The sequence below is a fragment of the Kocuria sp. JC486 genome (assembly GCF_011602805.1).
Lineage (GTDB): Bacteria > Actinomycetota > Actinomycetes > Actinomycetales > Micrococcaceae > Kocuria > Kocuria soli.
In genome coordinates this window covers 1-18,919 of sequence record NZ_JAAOZS010000023.1, presented here as the reverse complement: position 1 = coordinate 18,919, position 18,919 = coordinate 1, and the positions used below count along the sequence as shown (strand labels likewise).

General features: G+C 64.7%; 19 protein-coding genes and 1 pseudogene. 14 read left to right on the top strand and 6 right to left on the bottom strand.

The window, feature by feature from the left end; all coding sequences use genetic code 11:
• The first annotated feature begins 177 nt into the window (after nt 1-177).
• The 12 genes from urtA (at nt 178) to GWK18_RS10900 (ending at nt 11,485) form a co-directional block, all read left to right on the top strand.
• Nucleotides 178-1,443, top strand: coding sequence for an urea ABC transporter substrate-binding protein (urtA, locus tag GWK18_RS10955; protein ID WP_123826523.1), 1,266 nt, complete (start codon nt 178-180; stop codon nt 1,441-1,443).
• A 50-nt stretch (nt 1,444-1,493) separates the two neighbouring features.
• On the top strand, nt 1,494-2,378 hold the full coding sequence (gene urtB / locus GWK18_RS10950; RefSeq protein WP_123826524.1) for an urea ABC transporter permease subunit UrtB: 885 nt from the start codon (nt 1,494-1,496) through the stop codon (nt 2,376-2,378).
• Complete coding sequence (gene urtC, locus GWK18_RS10945) at nt 2,375-3,538, top strand: urea ABC transporter permease subunit UrtC (protein ID WP_123826525.1); 1,164 nt, start codon at nt 2,375-2,377, stop codon at nt 3,536-3,538. Before urtB ends, urtC begins: the two co-directional genes overlap by 4 nt.
• Nucleotides 3,535-4,377 (top strand): urea ABC transporter ATP-binding protein UrtD, encoded by an 843-nt coding sequence (urtD, locus tag GWK18_RS10940; RefSeq protein ID WP_123826526.1) that lies wholly within the window; start codon nt 3,535-3,537, stop codon nt 4,375-4,377. The genes urtC and urtD overlap by 4 nt, the downstream gene beginning before the upstream one ends.
• Before the next feature lie 17 nt (nt 4,378-4,394).
• The gene (locus GWK18_RS10935; protein WP_233568880.1) at nt 4,395-5,069 is read left to right on the top strand and encodes an ATP-binding cassette domain-containing protein; all 675 of its coding nucleotides are present in this window, start codon (nt 4,395-4,397) and stop codon (nt 5,067-5,069) included.
• Nucleotides 5,070-5,127: 58 nt separating this feature from the next.
• Nucleotides 5,128-5,772 (top strand): urease subunit gamma, encoded by a 645-nt coding sequence (locus GWK18_RS10930; protein WP_123826528.1) that lies wholly within the window; start codon nt 5,128-5,130, stop codon nt 5,770-5,772.
• Complete coding sequence (gene ureC / locus GWK18_RS10925; RefSeq protein ID WP_123826529.1) at nt 5,762-7,486, top strand: urease subunit alpha; 1,725 nt, start codon at nt 5,762-5,764, stop codon at nt 7,484-7,486. Before GWK18_RS10930 ends, ureC begins: the two co-directional genes overlap by 11 nt.
• A 61-nt stretch (nt 7,487-7,547) precedes the next feature.
• On the top strand, nt 7,548-8,036 hold the full coding sequence (gene ureE, locus GWK18_RS10920; RefSeq protein ID WP_123826530.1) for an urease accessory protein UreE: 489 nt from the start codon (nt 7,548-7,550) through the stop codon (nt 8,034-8,036).
• An 83-nt stretch (nt 8,037-8,119) separates the two neighbouring features.
• Nucleotides 8,120-8,758 (top strand): urease accessory UreF family protein, encoded by a 639-nt coding sequence (locus tag GWK18_RS10915; RefSeq protein WP_166835249.1) that lies wholly within the window; start codon nt 8,120-8,122, stop codon nt 8,756-8,758.
• 64 nt (nt 8,759-8,822) lie between these two features.
• Nucleotides 8,823-9,443 (top strand): urease accessory protein UreG, encoded by a 621-nt coding sequence (gene ureG, locus GWK18_RS10910; protein WP_123826532.1) that lies wholly within the window; start codon nt 8,823-8,825, stop codon nt 9,441-9,443.
• Between the two features lie 4 nt (nt 9,444-9,447).
• Nucleotides 9,448-10,374, top strand: coding sequence for an urease accessory protein UreD (locus GWK18_RS10905; RefSeq protein ID WP_167739458.1), 927 nt, complete (start codon nt 9,448-9,450; stop codon nt 10,372-10,374).
• A 22-nt stretch (nt 10,375-10,396) separates the two neighbouring features.
• Complete coding sequence (locus GWK18_RS10900) at nt 10,397-11,485, top strand: HoxN/HupN/NixA family nickel/cobalt transporter (RefSeq protein WP_209280944.1); 1,089 nt, start codon at nt 10,397-10,399, stop codon at nt 11,483-11,485.
• Nucleotides 11,486-11,494: 9 nt separating this feature from the next.
• Here GWK18_RS10900 and GWK18_RS10895 read toward each other — a convergent pair whose 3' ends face one another.
• The 4 genes and pseudogenes from GWK18_RS10895 to ald form a co-directional block, all read right to left on the bottom strand.
• The gene (locus GWK18_RS10895) at nt 11,495-11,929 is read right to left on the bottom strand and encodes a CPBP family intramembrane glutamic endopeptidase (RefSeq protein ID WP_166835245.1); all 435 of its coding nucleotides are present in this window, start codon (nt 11,927-11,929) and stop codon (nt 11,495-11,497) included.
• A gap of 55 nt (nt 11,930-11,984) precedes the next feature.
• Nucleotides 11,985-13,433 (bottom strand): FAD-linked oxidase C-terminal domain-containing protein, encoded by a 1,449-nt coding sequence (locus tag GWK18_RS10890; protein WP_166835243.1) that lies wholly within the window; start codon nt 13,431-13,433, stop codon nt 11,985-11,987.
• 87 nt (nt 13,434-13,520) lie between these two features.
• Nucleotides 13,521-14,916 (bottom strand): annotated as a pseudogene (locus GWK18_RS10885) (thiamine pyrophosphate-binding protein).
• Complete coding sequence (gene ald / locus GWK18_RS10880) at nt 14,916-16,034, bottom strand: alanine dehydrogenase (RefSeq protein WP_123826537.1); 1,119 nt, start codon at nt 16,032-16,034, stop codon at nt 14,916-14,918. Before ald ends, GWK18_RS10885 begins: the two are co-directional and overlap by 1 nt.
• Nucleotides 16,035-16,188: 154 nt before the next feature.
• Between ald and GWK18_RS10875 the strand changes: the two genes are divergently transcribed.
• On the top strand, nt 16,189-16,653 hold the full coding sequence (locus GWK18_RS10875; RefSeq protein ID WP_209280943.1) for a GNAT family N-acetyltransferase: 465 nt from the start codon (nt 16,189-16,191) through the stop codon (nt 16,651-16,653).
• The gene (locus GWK18_RS10870) at nt 16,650-17,360 is read left to right on the top strand and encodes a M50 family metallopeptidase (protein ID WP_166835241.1); all 711 of its coding nucleotides are present in this window, start codon (nt 16,650-16,652) and stop codon (nt 17,358-17,360) included. The genes GWK18_RS10875 and GWK18_RS10870 overlap by 4 nt, the downstream gene beginning before the upstream one ends.
• 113 nt (nt 17,361-17,473) lie before the next feature.
• Here GWK18_RS10870 and GWK18_RS10865 read toward each other — a convergent pair whose 3' ends face one another.
• Together GWK18_RS10865 and GWK18_RS10860 are read right to left on the bottom strand one after the other, a co-directional pair.
• Nucleotides 17,474-18,622, bottom strand: coding sequence for an N-acetylmuramoyl-L-alanine amidase (locus GWK18_RS10865; protein WP_166835239.1), 1,149 nt, complete (start codon nt 18,620-18,622; stop codon nt 17,474-17,476).
• A 90-nt stretch (nt 18,623-18,712) separates the two neighbouring features.
• Nucleotides 18,713-18,919 (bottom strand): peptidoglycan-binding domain-containing protein (locus GWK18_RS10860; RefSeq protein ID WP_209280942.1); only part of this gene is annotated, 207 nt, incomplete at its 5' end.

The window sequence follows — 18,919 nt, the reverse complement described above, 5'->3', positions numbered from 1 at the left end:
GAGGAATTTCGCCACTGTTACAGCGGGTCAGCCCAGGGTGGGCTGCATTAGGACACATTCCTGCAACGAACTCTGCACACATCAGAAATAAAGCGCAAAGCCCAGGAAACACGGCCTCTCTAATGTCAGGTCTGCCTTGACCGCAGCGGGCCCTCCCGCCTGTACAGAGGAGCCGCCGTGTCCCCGCGCGCCACCCTGAGTGCCGTTCTCCCGTTGATTGCAGTTTTGGTCCTGACAGGATGCGGTGAGCGTTACGACCCTGAGGCTGAAGCGGCAGCCCAACAGATTTCACCAGAGTCTTGTGTCGACACCGAAGGTGACACCGTCAAAGTGGGTCTGCTCAATTCCTTGTCCGGGACCATGGCTGTCAGCGAAACCACCGTTAATCGATCCCTCAACATGGCGATCGACGAAATCAACGCCGACGGTGGTGTTTTGGGCAAACAGATTGAACCGGTCACGGAGGACGGTGCCAGCGAACCCACGATCTTTGCTGAACGGGCGAGCAAACTGATCCGTCAGGACTGCGTGGCTGCCACCTTCGGTGGTTGGACCTCGGCCTCCCGCAAGGCCATGCTCCCCGTGTTCGAGGCCCAGAACTCCCTGCTGTTCTATCCGGTCCAGTACGAAGGTCTGGAAGCATCTCCCAACATCTTCTATACGGGGGCAACCACCAACCAGCAGATCATCCCGGCTCTGGACTGGATGAGGGAACAGGGGCACAAGAAGATTTTCCTGGTGGGTTCCGATTACGTCTTTCCACGGACGGCGAACCGGATCATCAACGCATATGCCGAAGCGCATGACATGGAGGTCGTGGGGGAGGAGTACGTACCCCTGGGCTCCACCGAGTTCTCCACGATCGTCAACAAGGCCATGGCGTCCGATGCGGATGCGGTGTTCAACACGCTCAACGGTGATTCCAATGTGGCCTTCTTCCGTCAGTACAACGCGGTGGGCTTGGACGCCCAGTCCCTGCCTGTGATGTCCGTGTCCATCGCCGAGGAGGAAGTGCCGGGGATCGGCGTGGACAACCTGGAAGGCCAGTACGTGGCCTGGGACTACTACCAGACCGTGGACAGCCCCGACAACCAGGAGTTCGTCACCAACTTCAAGGACCGCTACGGCCAAGACCAGGTCACGTCCGATCCCATGGAAGCCGCCTATACCTCGGTTTACCTGTGGAAGGACATGGTGGAAGAAGCGGGTTCCTTCGATGTCGCCGCCGTGCAGGAAGCCGCGGACACAGGCGGGAGTGAGTTCGACGCCCCAGAGGGGCAGGTGAGCGTGGACGGCGAGAACCAGCACATTTCCAAGACTCCTCGCATCGGCCGGATCCGCGAGGACGGGCTGATCGACACAGTGTGGCAGGCACCGGAGCCCGTGGCACCGGATCCGTTCCTGGACACCTATTCCTGGGCAGGTTCCATCAACGGAGCCTGAATCTTCCGTATATCAATCGAGCACCACAACATTTCGAGAAGGGGGGTCTCATGGAGATTCTGATCAGCCAGCTCTTTGCGGGTTTGAGCTTGGGCTCGGTCCTGCTGCTGGCAGCGGTAGGGTTGTCTTTGACTTTCGGTCAAATGGGCGTGATCAACATGGCTCACGGTGAATTCATCATGGCTGGGGCATACACAGCTTTCACGGTCCAACAGATTCTTGGTAGTGCCGGGTGGTCGCTATTGGCCAGTATCCCCGTGGCTTTCCTAGTGGGCGGCGCCTTGGGGCTCATCCTGGAGATCGCGCTGTTGCGCCACATGTATCACCGTCCACTGGACACACTTCTGGTGACTTTCGGCGTCAGTCTGATCCTGCAGCAGCTGGCCCGGGACATCTTCGGTGCCCCGTCCGTGGACGTGAGGCTGCCCGAGCTGCTGTCCGGTCCCGTGACGATCATGGGGACCCCGGTTCCGGCGGCGCGGGTCTTCATTCTGGTCTTGACCGTGTTAGTGGTGGCAGGCCTGTCCCTGGTGATGAACAAGTCGTCCCTGGGGCGCAGGACCCGTGCCGTCGTACAGTCCCGTGATCTCGCCGAGGCCTCAGGCATCTCCTCGCGCCGTACCGATGCCCTGACCTTTTTCGTGGGCTCCGGGCTGGCGGGCGTGGCTGGGGTGGCCATCACGTTGATCGGCTCTACCAGCCCCACACTGGGTACCACCTATATCGTCGATGCCTTTCTGGTGGTGGTGGCCGGAGGCATCGGACAGATCCGCGGCGCCGTGATCGCCGCCGCGGGCCTCGGCCTGTTGCAGGTGTTCTTCGAGTTCGGCACCACCGCCTCAATCGCCAAGGTGATTGTCCTGGTGATTGTGGTTGCCTTCCTTCAGATCCGCCCGCAGGGCATCGTGGCCACGCGCACCAGGGGGTTGGCATGAGCGCCGCAGCACCATCAACTCCGTCAACATCGACGACGCCCACACCCGCCGGGACCCGCACCTTACCTGCGGTGACGGAGGGTGCGGGGGTGTGGACCACCGGACCTCGGGGGGCCCTGCTGGGCCTGGGAGTCGGCGCGATCCTGCTCCTGGTGGTTGCCCCGATGACCCTGAGCGGGTTCGGGTTGGACCTGCTCGGTCGCTACCTGTGCATGGCCATGGTGGCGGTGGGAATCGGCCTCGTCTGGGGCCGCGGCGGCATGCTGGCGATGGGCCAGGGCGTCTACTTCGGTCTGGGTGCCTACATCATGGCCATGCACATGACCCTGGCGGACACGACGCTGGAGGGTGAATCCATCCCCACCTTCATGCGCCAGAACGGTGTGGATCGCCTGCCTGAACTGTGGGGCATAGTGCAGCACCCTGTGGTCGCGGTGGCCGCAGTGGTGTTGGTGCCCACGGGGGTGGCCGGGTTGCTGGGCTGGGCCATTTTCTCTCGACGGGTCAAGGGCGCGTACTTTGCGATCCTGTCCCAGGCGCTGGCCGCGGCTTTCGCCGTTCTGATCATCGGCCAACCGGTGCTGACCAACGGCTCCAACGGCCTGTCCAACTTCCACTCGTTGTTTGGCTGGGACCTCTCCGATTCCACCAACCGCACGATCCTGTTCCTCGTTGTGGCCGCCGTTCTGCTGACCATGCTCGCAGTAACCTGGCAGTTGTACCGCTCCCGATTCGGTGAACTGCTGGTAGCGGTCCGTGACCAGGAGGAGCGCGTCCGCTTCCTGGGCTATGACCCGGCCCTGGTCAAGACCGTCGCCTACATGATCGCCGCCCTGTTCGCAGCTATCGGCGGAGCTCTGTTCGTACCCGTGGTTGGCATCATTTCACCGGCCGACATCGGGGTGGTCCCCTCCATCGCGTTCCTGATCGGCGTGGCCATCGGAGGTCGGGCCACGTGGTTGGGCCCCGTCCTGGGTTCCATCGCGGTGTCCTTTGCCGGAACCCAGTTGGCGTCTGTCTTCCCGTCGTTCTGGGTCTACTTCCAAGGTCTCCTGTTCATCCTGGTCATAGGTTTCCTGCCCGGTGGTTTGGCGTCCGTCACCGGATTTCTGCGCCGCCGGAAGACATCGGAAACCATCGAAATGGAGGTAACACGATGAACCGCGACCACCGGCCCAGTTACTTGGAAATTCGGAACCTGCGCGTGGTGTTCGACAGGTTCGTGGCCGTGGACGGCGTGGACCTGCGCGTGGACCAAGGGGATCTGCGGTTCCTCATCGGGCCGAACGGCGCCGGCAAGACCACGACCATCGATGCTGTCACCGCCTTGGCTCCGGCGCAGGGTTCCATCAATCACAACGGCCACGAGCTGGTGGGGCGCAAAACTCACAAGATCGTGCGTTACGGGGTCGGCCGAACTTTCCAGACCGCCAGCGTGTTCGAGGACCTGACGGTGGTGCAGAACCTGGACATTGCAGCCGGGCTGCGGCGACGTATGCGGGACATGGTGCGCAGCCGTCGTGGCGTGTCCCCGCGGATCCAGGAGGTTCTGGAGGCCATCGGGCTCACGGATCACCAGGAGACAAAGGCAGGGGTACTGTCCCACGGGCAGAAGCAGTGGCTGGAGATCGGCATGTTGATCGTCCAGGACGCCACCGTGCTGCTGTTGGACGAACCCGTGGCAGGCATGAGCCAGGATGAACGCGATGCCACGGGGGACCTACTGGCTGCATTGGCCGAACGGCACGTGGTGATCGTGGTGGAGCACGACATGGAGTTCCTGCGCAAGTACGCCCAGTCCGTGACCGTGATGGCCGCGGGGAAAATCGTTGCCGAAGGAACGGTAGCCGAGGTCCAGGCCAGTCCTCTGGTCCAGGAGATTTACCTTGGGGCTGCCGGTACCAAGAGCCTCGAAGAAGCACGGGTGGATGCACAGTTGGTGGGCCTGGATCCCGATGCGGTGACCGCGGACAGTGCACCTGAAGGGGCGAAGAACTGATGTTCAAACTCGAAAGCTTGCGATCAGGTTATGGGCGCACGGAAGTCCTGCACGGTGTGGACCTTGTGGTTCCTGACGACGGAGTGACCACCGTGCTGGGACACAACGGTGCTGGGAAGACCACACTTCTCAAGACCGTGATGGGGCTGCTTCCAGCCCGCTCCGGGAGGATCACCTGGGATGGTGAGGACATCACCCGCCTGTCCGCACACCAGAGAGTGCGCAGAGGTTTGGCCTGGGTGCCGCAAGGACAACAATCATTTGGCACTCTGACCACCCGTGAGAATTTGCTGGTGGTGGCCGAAGCTCATCCCGGCGGCCGCGGTCGCCTTGATGAGGTCCTTGCTCTCTTCCCCGCACTGGAGGAGTTGATGGAACGTCGGGCAGGTCTGCTCTCAGGGGGCCAGCGCCAGCAACTCTCAATTGCCCGTGCGCTGCTGACCGGGCCTCGGCTGCTGGTGCTGGATGAACCGTCCGAAGGCATCCAGCCGTCGGTGGTGCAGGAAATCGAGGAGAAGATCGTGGGCCTCGCCTCCCGCTCCGGTACCCAGGTGCTACTGGCCGAGCAGAAGGTGGGTTTTGCCCTGAACGCCGCTGACGAATACGCCGTCCTGGCGACCGGGCGGGTGGTTCGGGCCGGCCGGGCTGACGAAGCCGCGGTCGACGCCGCCAGGGAGGCACTCGCCGTGTAGACACGGGCAGGATCAGCGTGTCACAGGGCTGTAACGTGGCGCCGCTAACGTTCGGCACATGCAGTTGACACCCCGGGAACAAGAGAAGCTGCTGATCGTCACCGCTGGTGAGGTGGCGCGGCGTCGTCTGGACCGTGGTCTCAGGCTGAACCACCCGGAGGCCGTGGCTCTGATCACTGCGGAGCTCCTGGAGGCTGCCCGGGACGGGCGGACTGTGGCCGATCTGATGTCCTGGGGCGCCACGATTCTCTCCACGGAGCAAGTCATGGACGGTGTTCCAGAAATGATCCAGTCGGTGCAGGTGGAAGCGACCTTCCCGGACGGCACCAAACTGGTCACGGTTCACGATCCCATCCGCTCAGGCCCGGGGGCCACGGCCCCAGGCGGACCGAGGGTGAGACCCGGCGAATACGTCTTGCGGGACTCCCCGGTGACCATCAATCCGGACCGCTCCACAGTGGAAGTTGAGGTGGTCAACCGCGGAGACCGTCCGGTGCAGGTGGGCTCCCACTTTCCGTTCGCCCAGGCCAACCCGGGGCTTGAATTTGACCGCGATGCCACGGACGGCTATCGGCTCGATGTGCCGGCGGGAACGGCCGTCCGTTTCGAACCCGGGGACCGCAAGACCGTGCGGTTGGTGAGCTTTGCGGGGACGGGCGAGGTCGTTGTCGTCGGATGGAACGGAGAAGATCGTGGCGCGTGAGCTGACTCGGGCCGAGTACACGTCCCTTTACGGGCCCACCGTCGGCGATCGGGTGCGGCTGGCCGACACGGAGCTATTCGCGGAGATAGAACGCGACTTGACGAACCAGGATCTGACCGCTGCCGGAGATGAGGTCGTGTTCGGTGGCGGTAAGGTCATCCGTGACGGCATGGGCCACAATGGCCGTCTGACCAGGGGCGACGGTGTGGTGGACACTGTCATCACCAGCGCGTTGATCATCGACCACTCCGGGATCTACAAAGCGGACGTGGGGATCGTGGACGGCCGAATCTGTGCGATCGGCAAGGCAGGCAACCCGGACACCATGGACAACGTGAACATCCTGATCGGTGCCGCAACGGAGGTGATCGCCGGCGAGCACAAGATTCTGACTGCGGGGGGAGTGGACACACACATCCACTTCATCGGCTCCGATCAGGTGGGTACGGCTCTGGCCAGTGGCGTCACCACCATGATCGGTGGTGGTACGGGACCCGCGGAAGGCTCCAAGGCCACGACCGTCACCCCCGGGGCATGGCACATCGAGCGCATGTTCCAAGCTCTGGATGGGTACCCCATGAATTTCGGGCTGCTGGGCAAGGGGCATACCGCCGATCCGGCTCCCCTCGAGGAGCAGGTCCGCGCGGGTGTGGTTGGCTTCAAGATCCACGAAGACTGGGGAGCAACTCATGGGTCCATCAACGCCGCATTGAGTTCCGCGGACCGATTTGATCTTCAGGTGGCCATTCATACGGACACCCTCAACGAATGTGGGTTTGTTGAGGACACCATTCGGGCCATCGACGGGCGGGTGATTCACACCTTCCACACCGAAGGTGCCGGTGGTGGTCACGCCCCGGACATCATCGCCATGGCGGGGATGCCCAACGTGCTGCCTTCGTCGACCAATCCCACGCTCCCGTTCACCCGGAACACGGCGGAAGAGCATCTGGACATGCTCATGGTTTGTCACCACCTGAACCCGTCCATTCCGGAGGACGTGGCCTTCGCGGATTCGCGAATTCGGCCCGAAACCATCGCGGCCGAGGATGTGCTGCACGACTTGGGGGTGTTCTCCATGACCTCTTCCGATTCCCAGGCCATGGGGCGCGTGGGAGAGGTCGTGTTGCGCACCTGGCAACTCGCGGACCAGATGAAGAAGCGCACCGGTTCACTTGCCGGGGACCACGATGCGGACAACTTCCGGATCAGGCGCTACATCTCCAAATACACGATCAACCCCGCCATCACCCACGGAATCGCGCAGCACGTTGGATCCGTGGAAGTCGGAAAGCTGGCAGACCTCGTGTTGTGGGAGCCCGCATTCTTCGGGGTCAAACCAACTACCGTGCTCAAGAGCGGTCAGATCGTGCACTCCGTGATGGGTGACCCCAATGCCTCCATTCCCACGCCGCAACCACAGCTCATGCGTGATGCTTTCGGGGCCCAGGGCCAGGCTCCCGCTCACAATTCCGTGCATTTCACCTCGCAGGCAGCGCACGACGACGACGTCCGCGCCCGTTACGGTCTGGCCAAACAAACGCTGCCGGTCGGCGGGATCCGTGCTCTGGCCAAGGCTGACCTCAAGCACAATGACCAGACTCCGAATATTGAAGTTGACCCGCAGACCTACCAAGTGCGCGTGGACGGTGAACTCATCTCCGCCGAGCCCGCGCAGGAACTCGCGATGGCGCAACGCTACTTCTTGTTCTGACCGCCATGCCTTGACCACCCGCCCGTGATCTCATGTCAAGACCGAAAGGACCCCCGCCCTCGTGATCGTTGAGAAAGTCCTTGGCAACCTGCACGAGCTTCCCGCCGACCAGCGAGCCGACATTCATGTGGAACGCGTGGCCTTGGAAGGCGCTGCCTTGCGCCAACGGGTGCAGCGAGTGACCACGGATCACGGCAAAGAGTTCGGACTGCGTCTCAGCGATCGTAGGGAACTGCGCGACGGGGACATCCTGGTCAGGGACGGGCGAAACGTCGTGGTGGTCTCCACACTGCCCACGGAGGTCCTGGCCATTGCGCCGGCTACCGTGCAGGAAGCTGCGTTCGTGGCGCATTCCCTGGGGAATCGCCACCTACCCGCCCAGTTCTTTGGGCCGGACACCTCCATTGCGGGGCTGGAACCACACAACGGGGTGATGGTGATCCAGTACGATCACACGGCCGAGCACTTCCTGACGGACCATGGAGTGCGTTTCATGCGTGTGGACCGGGTCATGGAGGTCCCTTTCCGACACGCAGAGCACACTCACTGATCGTGGTGTCCCTGAATTCCGGGCTGCTCACGGTTCTTCAGTTCGCCGATTCGGCGCTGCCGACCGGTGCTTTCAGCCAGTCCATGGGCCTGGAGACCGCGATCAATGACGGCGCCGTGAATGACGAAGCCACGTTCCGGCAATGGCTCACACATTTCCTGCACCACCAACTGGTACCGGCCGATGGCTGGGCCATCCGAACGCTGGTCCGGGACGACGCCGATGCCTTGACGGTGGATGCCATGTTGCATGCAATGAGCCTGCCGGTGGAGGTGCGCGACGGCAACGCCGCAATGGGCAGGAGGGCGATCGAGATTGCCCGAGCGAACTTCCCATCCCCAGACATCGAGCGATACGCAGTGGCTGTCCTTGGGAAGGGTGGAGATGAGGTGGAGCCCGGAGAGTTCAGAACCGGCGTGGCTGCGGGCAGTGTGCCCGTAGTGATCGGATTGTTCGCGCGCGACCACGGATCCGGTTGGCGTGATGCATGTGCTGCTCACCTGTTCACCTCGCTGACCTCTTTGACGCAGAACGCAGTACGCGGAATTCCGATCGGGCAGAACGCCGGGCAGAGAGTGCTGCGCAGCATGCACGACGAGATCGAAACTGCCGTGCGACGGATCGACGGCATGACCGATGACCACGTGGGCGCCGTGAGCCCCGCCTTGGAGATCGATCAAATGCGTCATGTCTGGCAGCGCGCTCGAATGTTCATGTCCTGACAGATTGACGACGGCGTGTTTCGCCGTCGTGGTTAGCGGAAAGCAATATAGACAGGAGGACCTGATGGCGACGGACCCGGTTCGGATCGGCGTGGGCGGCCCCGTGGGTGCGGGGAAGACGCAACTGGTGGAACGTATTACGCGGGCATTGGACGGGGAGGTATCCACCGCGGCGATCACGAATGACATCTACACAATTGAGGACGCCAAGATTCTGGCGCGAACCTCAGTGCTCTCCGAGGACCGCATCGTAGGCCTGGAAACCGGCGGATGCCCGCACACGGCGATCCGTGAGGACACATCCATGAACGAGGCGGCGATCAGGGACCTCACGGACAAGCACCCTGACCTGCAGGTGATCTTCGTGGAGTCGGGGGGCGACAACCTGTCTGCCACGTTCTCCCCGGAGCTCGTGGATTTCTCGATCTACGTCATCGACGTTGCTCAAGGGGAGAAGATTCCGCGCAAGGCCGGACAGGGCATGATCAAGTCAGACCTCTTCGTGATCAACAAGACCGACCTGGCCCCGTACGTGGGCGCAGACCTGAGCGTGATGGAGGCCGATTCCAGGGTGTTCCGGAAGGACAAACCGTTCGCTTTCACGAATCTGAAGACGGACGAGGGCCTGGATACGGTGTTGGAATGGATTCGTCGCGACGTGTTGATGATGGATCTCGCGGGCTGATCCGTTGTCCGTCTCTGCTTCATTGACCGGTGGCCTGTGGCTGGGGGTCCAGCGCCACGGTGAACGCAACGTGGTCGCATCGCAGCGTCACCACGGTGGATTGCGGTTGCTTCGTCCCTTGTACCTGGACTCCTCCGGCCAGCCCTGTCTGACCGTGGTCAATCCTGGTGGGGGGTATGTAGGGGGAGACCGGTACGAACTCGGGGTCTCGGTGGGCGAATCGTCCTCTGCCCTGGTCACCACTCAGTCCGCGACCAAGGTCTATCGGACCCCTGGGCAGCCCGTGGAGCAGAAGCAACGGTTCGTGGTGGAACCGGATGCTGTCCTGGAAGTGGTTCCGGACCCATTGATCGCATATCGGGACGCCGACTACGTTCAACGCACGCGGGCCACGGTGGCCCGCGGGGGGAGGCTGGTCATGACAGACATCGTGACGCCGGGGTGGGCCCCAGATGGATCGCTCTACCAGTGGAAATCGGTCCTGCTGAAGACCGTAATCGGGCGTCCGACAGGAGCCCTGATCGCCTGGGACACGGTCCATATGGCGCACGGTGCGTACAGGGGCGAGAGTCTCACGAACTTTTCGGTCTCCGGCGACCTGGACCCGCACGGCTTCGCTGCCGAGCGGACCCACTTGGGCACGTTGCTGGCCGTTGCCCCAGAGTTGGACGCGGACGCCGTCGAAGAAGTCCATGACCTCCTCGTGGAGTACGAAGCGACTGTTCCGGGGTCACGTGGTGGGGTGACGCCGCTGGCCGAGCCGCGTGATTCCGCAGTTGCAGCACATCCACAGGTGCGCGAGACAGCCGGTCTGGCAGTTCGCTTGATGGGCCCTGGAACAGGTCCTCTCCACGAGTTGCTGCTCGACATCCACGCCGCGCTGCGTCGTCGTTGGGGGCATAAGACCAGGCTGAACTTGAGAAAGTACTGACCGTATGGAGAGTGTCACCCGCTTGAGTGCCGCACCAGCCGACGTGCGCGGAGCCGAACGCCGTTCCACGTTCCTAGTGTCACTGACCGTCCTTTTACTGCATGCCGTCGGCTGGGGGACGTTGCTGCTCTTCGTGGTGCCTGCGGACCTCAGACTTGGAGTCCAAAGCGATGGCAGCGCAGCGGTGTTCGGCACCACGCTGGGCGTGACGGCGTTCTTCTTGGGCGTGCGCCACGCCTTCGACGCTGATCACATCGCGGCCATCGACAACACCACGCGACGGCTGCTCATCGAAGGCAGACCGGCCGCAACCGTGGGGTTCTGGTTCTCCATGGGACATTCGAGTGTCGTGGTTGGTCTGTGTCTGCTGCTGGCTTTCGGGTTGTCAGCGGTCATGGGTCCCGTGGCCGATCAGGACTCCCCCTGGCATCACTTCACGGGAGTGTGGGGGCCTTTGATCGCGGGATTATTCCTGCTTGTGATCGCGGCATTGAACGTCCTGACACTGCGGCGAAGTCTTGCCGAGAGGGGCCGTGCCGGGCAGACCGGCACATATTCTCCCGCTCCGGTGGGTGACCTCGCGGGTGGGCCGATCACCAAGGTCATCAACGGGGTCGGCGCACGCATCCGAACACCGCGGCAGATGTACCTGGTGGGCCTGCTGTTTGGTTTGGGCTTCGACACCGCCACGGAAATCGGTCTCTTGCTGTTGGCAGGTACAGCAGGAATGGCCGCCGTTCCCTGGTGGGCGGTACTTACCCTGCCGCTGCTGTTCACCGCTGGGATGAGTACCTTCGACTTGGCTCAAGGGTGGGTGGCTCGTCGCGCATATGGTTGGGCGGAAACCCACCCGAAACGGCTGCTCACCTACAACGTGGCAATCACGTCGGTGTCCGTCGTGGTGGCGTTGGTGGTGGGATCGGCGTCGCTATCCGGGGCCTTGTCCGAATGGCTCGGGATACCTGACCTGTTCGCTTGGACGCGATTGATCGGTGTAGATGCCTGGGGATTCGCTCTGGCCGGGTTGCTGTTGGTGGCGTGGATCGCGGTAGGAGTGGCCATGGGCCTCAGTCGTGCTCCGGCCCCGCCGCCCGACCCAGCTGACCGTTAAAGTGGGAGTTCAGGTCGACAGGAGCGCCACGAGCGCCGCCCCAGTCACCAGTGCGTTGTTGCACATGTGCGCGATCCAGGATGCCCAGAGGCTTGCGTACCAAATCCGGAGCAGGGTCCAGAAGCCTTCACAAACCAGGATGTAGAGCATGACGGGTGGGGTGACATGGATCGCCGCAAAGGCCACGGTGACGACGATGAACGCCAGCGCCGCGGATGTTCGCGCCAGCAGCCAGTCCAACAGAAGTCGGCGGAAGATGATCTCCTCGGCCAGCGGCAAAGCAACGACCGTAAAGACTGGGGTGATCACCGCGAGGACCCACCCGTGGCCCAACTCCGATGTTGACGACGAATCTCCGGCCGGTGTCACGGACAGGGCAGCGGCGAGCAGGACCGTGATGATCAACGATGCGGTGATGACCAGGCGCACCTGCCATGGGGGCATGACCGACCATACGGAGGGCTGATCCCTGTCGCGTCCTTCGAAAGGACGGCCTCGGTCAGATGGCTCGTCCGGGGCTGAGGATGCCGACGGGGTCGAAGAAACCCTTCAGCTGATGCTGCAGGTCCAGGGTGTCAGGGTCGAACTGCTGGGCGAGCATCCCGGTCTTGAGCGATCCGATTCTGTGCTCGCCGGAGATCACGCCCCCCATGTCCAGCGCCGCCTCGGTGATCAGTGTCAGGACGTGCTCGGCCGCGGCAACCTCCTCGGCAGAGTCGTTCGCGGCGAGCACCGATGGGTGCATGTTGCCGTCCCCGGCATGGGCGCAGGTGTTCACCGGGTAGCCGGTCTGAACGGAGATGTCGTCGATGCGTTCGAACATCTCGGCCAGTCGGGAAGGTGGGACGGCCACGTCACAGGACAGGGCAAGCCCGGCGGCGTTGAGCGCGGGGTTGACCATGCGCCGCGTGTCCAGGAGCTCCTCACCCCCGCCCGCTTCGGCGAGCAAAGCGCCCGCGTCGCGGCAGGCGGAGACCACGGCTTCGGCCTGTTGCTGTGCGTCGGTACCGATGGTCTGGCCCACCAACAGGGCCTCCCCTTCGGCAGCGACGGCGGAGGGAAAGTGCCGCTGGACGATGTCGATGCTGTTGCGGTCCATGAGCTCCAGCATTTCCGGGGTGGTCGCGGAGGCCATGATCGTCGCCACCGCGGCCCCGGCGGCGGCCATGGTCGGGAACTGGGCCGAGAAGGTGACCGCTTCGCCGACGGGTCGGGGCTTGAGCCGGGCGATCACCCTGGTGACCACCCCGAGGGTGCCTTCGGAACCGATGAACAAACCGGTGAGGTCGTAACCGGTGCTGTTCTTTCGGGTCCTCGAACCGGTCCGGATGAGCCGGCCGTCAGCCAACACGACTTCCAGGCCGGCAATGACGTCGCGGGTGACGCCGTGGGCCAGGCAGCGCAGGCCGCCGGCGTTGGTGGCCACCGTGCCGCCGATCGTGGCGGTCTGGTAACTCACCGGGTCCGGTGCGTACATCAATTCGTGCGCTGCCGCCGCCTGATCGAGCTGGTCAACGATGATGCCGGGATCCACCTCGGCGATCCGGTTGGGAGCATCGATCTCGAGCACTTGATTCATGGCGGCCAGGGACACGACCAATCCGCCGGGGTAGGCCAGGGCCCCACCGCTGACCCCGGTGCCGGCCCCTCGCACGGACACCGGCACCCTGTGGGTAGTTGCCCAGCGCAACACCGTCTGAACCTCGGTGGCCGAATGGACCCGGACCACCGCAGCGGGCAGACCCCCCGGCTCGGCTCGTGAGGTGTCCCGGCTGTGCTCTTCCAGCACGGCGGCATCGGTGCTCACGGCGTCGCCTAACTCCCGGACCAGTTCCTCAATGGCCTCATCTGACGCCGTCTGGAGGTGACCGGGAAGTGTTGCGGCCGACTGGTCCTGGTCGAGGAGTGCGTCGGTGGGTTGGCTGTGGTCGAACTCTGTGGTCGGCATGATCGGTCTCTCTCTCGGTCACCGTTCGAGGGCTGGGCGACGTCGTCGTCTCGGTCAGCGGGTGGCAGGGCTGGTGGAGCGGGCGCGCTACGCGGCCGCGAGGATCTCGCTCATGTAGGGGGCGATGACGTCGGCCGAGATCTTGCAGTCGAGCAGGAGCACACCTCTGGCCCCCGCGTCCGTCCAATCGCTCAGGGTCTGAAGGTCCTCGAGCGTGCGGACGGTGGCGGCGTGCGCGCCGAGCGCGGTGGCCATCCCGGCGAAGTCGACGTCGGGGATGCGCATCGGCGCATCGGCCAGTCCCAGGGGACCGTACTGATGGACTTCCGCGGCGTAAGTGGCGTCGTTGAACACCACGACGACGCCACTGGCCACGCTGCGCACGACGGTCTCCAGGTCGGCCAGGCACATCAGCAGCCCACCGTCACCAGTGGTCAACACGGTCGTGGATTCCGGGGCGGCCCGTCCGGCCCCGACGGCTGCGGGCAGCCCCAGACCGATCGTCTGGTAGGCGGTGCCCACCAGGTTCAGAGCGACGGACAGAGAACGGGGTCCAGGCGCCCGTCGGGAGCCAATGGTCCACCCGGTTCACGGTGTGCTGCTCGATGGACGCGGTCTGCGGCCGTCTTGCGCCAGGACTGCTGTGTAGGTGCATCAAGCATCTCGGTGAGTTGTTCCGCGACCACCCGCGCGTCCGCGCACACGTGGTGGTCGACGCGAGGATGGGTGGCTTGCTCGGCGAGATCGACCTGGATCACGGTGGCCTCCGGGCCGAAGAGGTGCCCGAACCGGGTGGTGAACTGATTCAGCCCGGCCCCGAACACCACCACGACGTCGGCCTCGGCCATCAGCTCAGCCCAGTCGTCGCTGCCGAAGCCCCCGGCGATGCCCAGATGACCGGCGCCGTTCAGCAGGTTCCGGGCCGCGACGGTGGTCGCGGTGAGGGCACCGAGCCGGTCTGACAGCACGTTCAACGCCGGTCCGGCATCGGACACGCGTGCCCCTCGCCCGGCCAGCAGCAGGGGGCGCCGTGCGGTGTTCAGCACCGCGGCGATCCGATCAAGGTCGGCCTGGGTGGGGTGCGGGGCAGGGCTCCGTAGCTCGGGTGCCTGCAGGGTCTCGGGGTCGGCCGCGGCGGCTGCCAGGTCGTAGGGGATGGCCAGGATCACGGGCACCCGGTGGTGGGAGCCTCGCCGGTGACCAGAATCAAGGGAATCCGCGTCTGGCGTGCTTCGGCCAGGGGTGTGATCGCGTTGGTGAATCCCGCCCCGTACGTCGTCGTGGCTACCGCCAACCGTCCCGAGACCCGCCCGTAGGCGTCGGCCGCGGCGACCGCACCCGCCTCGTGCCGCACGGCCGTGAACGTCATGTCCGAGGAGTCCACGGCGTCGAGGAAGTGGGCGTTCCCGTTGCCCATCAGCCCGAAGACGTCGGTGACGTAGGGGGACAGGGCTTCGACGATGCGAGCGGAAACAGTGGTCATCAGTGCTCCTCCGGAAGGGAAGTGTCAATACGGTGTGGCACTCCGGGGAACTCCGCGGCGATCGCCGAATGCCGGATTCGGCCCCCGGCGACCAGGACACCGCGGCCCAGGGCGACATTGTCGGCGCAGGCCGCTTCCCATCCGGAGTCGGCCAACTGGAGCGCGTACGGCAGGGTTGCGTTGGTCAACCCGTACGTCGCGGTCACCGGCGCTGCGCCGGGCATGTTGGCCACGCAGTAGAACGTCGCCGGGCCCACGGTGAACGTGGGGTCGTCGTGCGAGGTGGCCCGGGTGCCCTCGAAGCACCCGCCCTGGTCCACGGCAATGTCCACCAGAACGGAACCTTCCATCATGCGTTCCACGGTGGAATGCTCCACGACCTTCGGGGCCCGCCGCCCGGGCACCAGCACCGCACCGATGACCAGGTCGGACTTCAGGACGCACCGCTCGATCTCGAAGGGGCTGGAGACCACGGTCCGCACTCGCCCGCCGTACTGCTCGTCGACCCGCCGCAGCGCGTCGATTGACAGGTCCAGCACGGTCACGTCCGCGCCCAGCCCGACCAGTTGGCTCAAGGCGTTCGATCCGGCGTTCCCCGCACCGATCACCGTTACGACGGCGGGCCGCACACCCGGGATTCCCGGCATCAGGATTCCGCGGCCTCCGCTCGTGGACAACAGAAGGTGCGTTCCGACCAGCGCCGACATACGCCCGGCGACCTCGGACATGGGCGCCAGGAGGGGCAGGGCGCCGTTGTCGGTCTGCACGTTCTCGTAGGCGATCGCCGTCGTTCCCGCCTCGACCAGGGCGCGGGTCAGCTCTTCCGAGGCTGCCAGGTGAAGGTAGGTGAACAGCACCAGGTCCGAGCGCAGGTACTGGTACTCGGACGGGGTGGGCTCCTTGACCTTGAGGACCAGCTCCGCTCCCCACGCCTGCTCCGCGGAGCCCAGTTCCGCCCCGGCCTCCGTGTACTCCTCGTCAGGGATTCGTGAGCCCGAACCGGCGCCCTCCTGCACGACCACACGGTGTCCGTGGCGCACCAGTTGGTGAACACCGGCCGGGGTGATGGCCACGCGATCTTCGTGGTTCTTGGTCTCTGTGGGAATGCCGACGATCATGTCGTGCGCCTTTCGTCTTGGGGCAACCGCCACGGAGCCGGGGTGTCGGCCGGACGGTTCGATGACCCCAGTGTGCTTCAGCTCACGGCCCGACTCAATTGGGTCACGTGAGCTTCCCGGCCCGCCTTCAGCACCCGGTCCTAGGATCGGGTCCATGACCGAACCGCGCGTATTCGAACTCACCGCACAGGACATGACCGCCGTCCAGATGCAGCGGATCCTGCAGCTGAGGGTGTCTGTGTTCGTGGCAGAGCAGGGGATCATCTGCGAAGAGGTCGACGACCTGGACCGGGCCGAGACCACGGTGCACATGTGGCTCGAGGTGGACGGGGCACCGGTGTCCGTGCTGAGGCTCCTGTTGGACGGTCCCGTGGTGCGGATCGGCCGGGTGGCCACCCACGCGGGGCACCGTCGTCGCGGGTATTCGGAGCAACTCATGCGCGAGGCGTTGCAGCGCGCCGCTGCCACGGGCCGACCCGTGGAGATCCACGCCCAGGCGTACCTGGAGAACTGGTACGGGAAGTTCGGCTTCGAGCGCACCGGTCCGGATTTCCTGGAGGAAGGCGTGGACCACACCCCCATGACCTGGCGCGGTGAGCCGCAGGCCGTAGACGCGTGACCGCGGGGGAATTCGTCACCGGCCTCTTGGAAGCCAGGCCCGCGTCCCCGGCCGACACCTGGATCCTGGTCCTGTGCGCTGCGGCGGCGGTGGCCATCAGCATCCCGCGGGGTACGTGGCGCTGGTTCGGCCTGGTGGTCACCGTGGTCCACGAACTCGGGCACGCGCTCGCCGGACTGGTGACCGGCCGCCGCATCATGACCATCCGGATCGAAGCCGACCACTCCGGCGTCACACATTCCATGGGGCGCGGCGCATCCGCCATGTGGTCGACATTCTGGGGTTACCCGTTCCCCGCGCTCGTGGGAGCGGCGTGGACCGCAGCCGTCGGCGCCGGGTACTGGCCTCTGGCGGCCGTGGTTTCCGCCCTGGTCCTGGTCGTCTCCCTGGCCGTGATGCGCGGGTGGCTCTCGTGGTTCGTCACGACGACGACCGCGGCCGCCCTGCTGGCTCTTGCCTGGTTCGAGGTAGCGCCCGGGCGGTGGTTCATGCTCGCCGTGGGAGCGGCGTTGTGGATCGGCGCGTTCCGGGCCTGGCTGAACCTGACCCGGGCCCATCTTGCCGGCCAACGGCGTCGCCGTCGACCGTTGGCATCCGATGCGGCAATCCTGGCGCAGGGAACTGGCGTGCCCGCCGGGCTCTGGCTGGTGGGATTTCTGGCCGTGATCGTCCTGTGCGGCCTGTGGATCGTGGGGGCTTGGGTGTGAGGGGGCTGACGGGCAACAAGGTGAGGTCCCGCCGTAGCCCCACCGAGTTCTCCAGTCCCACAGCGGATGTGGGATCGCGGAACTCGATGGGGCCTGGCTGGTGGCTGATGTGATCAGCGGCCGCCCTTGAGTGCGCCCCAGGTCTTGGCGCCTACGATGCCGTCGTCGGTCAGGCCACGGCTGCGCTGGTAGTTGCGCACGGCGCTGTGAGTCCCAGGGCCGAACTGGCCATCGACCGCCAGATTTGCTGTGATGACGGCGTTGAGTGCCTTCTGCAGTGCCCGTACGTTATTCCCGCTTGAGCCTTGCTTGAGTGTGGCGTTGCTCGCTGCACGGGCCTCCAGGGCACCCCAGGTCTTTGGCCCGACGACGCCGTCGGCTTCGGTGCCGATGGCGCGCTGAAACGCCTTCACGGCTCCCAGGGTTCCGTCTCCGAAAACTCCGTCGGCAGCACCGGGACTGTGCCCCCGAGCGGTCAGCAGCTTCTGAAGTCGAGTCACTACTGCACCAGTCGCCCCCTTCTTGAGCAGCGGGTAGTTCGACGTTGGCGTGGGCTGAGGCGGTGTGGTGGATCCGACCGGTGAAACGATCACCCGCCCGGCGGCAAGGGATTTGGAGACGTCCGAACGCAGCGTCGGCAGGGCCGCGACAAAAGCGTCACCGCAGCACGACGTGTCACTGAAATGGCGATGCGGCACGATGTTGGCCACTGGGATGCCGTACTGCTGACAGATGTAGGTGGCCAGGTGAACCAAGGTGGCGTAGAGCTTCTGCGGAGGGAGCTCGGTGCCGTACCGGCCTTCGCACTCGATGCCCACAGCCTTGGAATTGTTGTTGGCGACGTGCGCACCCAGGATGAACGAGGTTCCGCTTTGCAGGGCTCGCAGAGAACCGTGTCGACCTTCCAGGGCGTGGCCACCGCGGCTGATGGAGAACTGCTGACCGGAGTCGGCCCACCCTCGGGCGAAATGCCAGCTCTGGACCTGACGGGCGATGCTGTGAGCGGCACCGACCGAAAAGTCGGAGGTGTTTGCGGAATCCATGTGGTGGATGACGAGGTAGGTCGGGCGGTGCTTCAACGTGGTCAACGCCCTCTTGGCCGGCTTGGCACCCCAGGTCGCCGTCGAGATGATGGACGGTGGGGCGATGGCGGCGAACGCGGGTGCCTGAGCGACGGCGCCTGCCGCCCCGAGGCCGCCGATCACCGCCGAAGCCTTGAGCAAGGTCCTGCGGGTCAACCGCGTGTATTCGTGTGCAGACATGATCATGGGTCCTTTCGGATGGGCGGTTCCGCGGCCCGGTGGATAGGGCCACGGAACCGGCCGGATGGGTTGTGGAACAGCGGAACTTGCTCAGCGCCCGCCCTTGAGCGCCCCCCATGTCTTGGGCCCGACGACCCCGTCGTCATCCAGCCCCATGCTCTTCTGGTATCCGGCCACCGCATTGTGAGTTGCCGGACCGAATTTCCCGTCCACACTCAGGTTTGCCGGCTCATCATGATCCAGGGTGTAGTTGGGGTCTGAACCCGCCGGTCTCGAGCAGCGATCTGGCGATGTAGT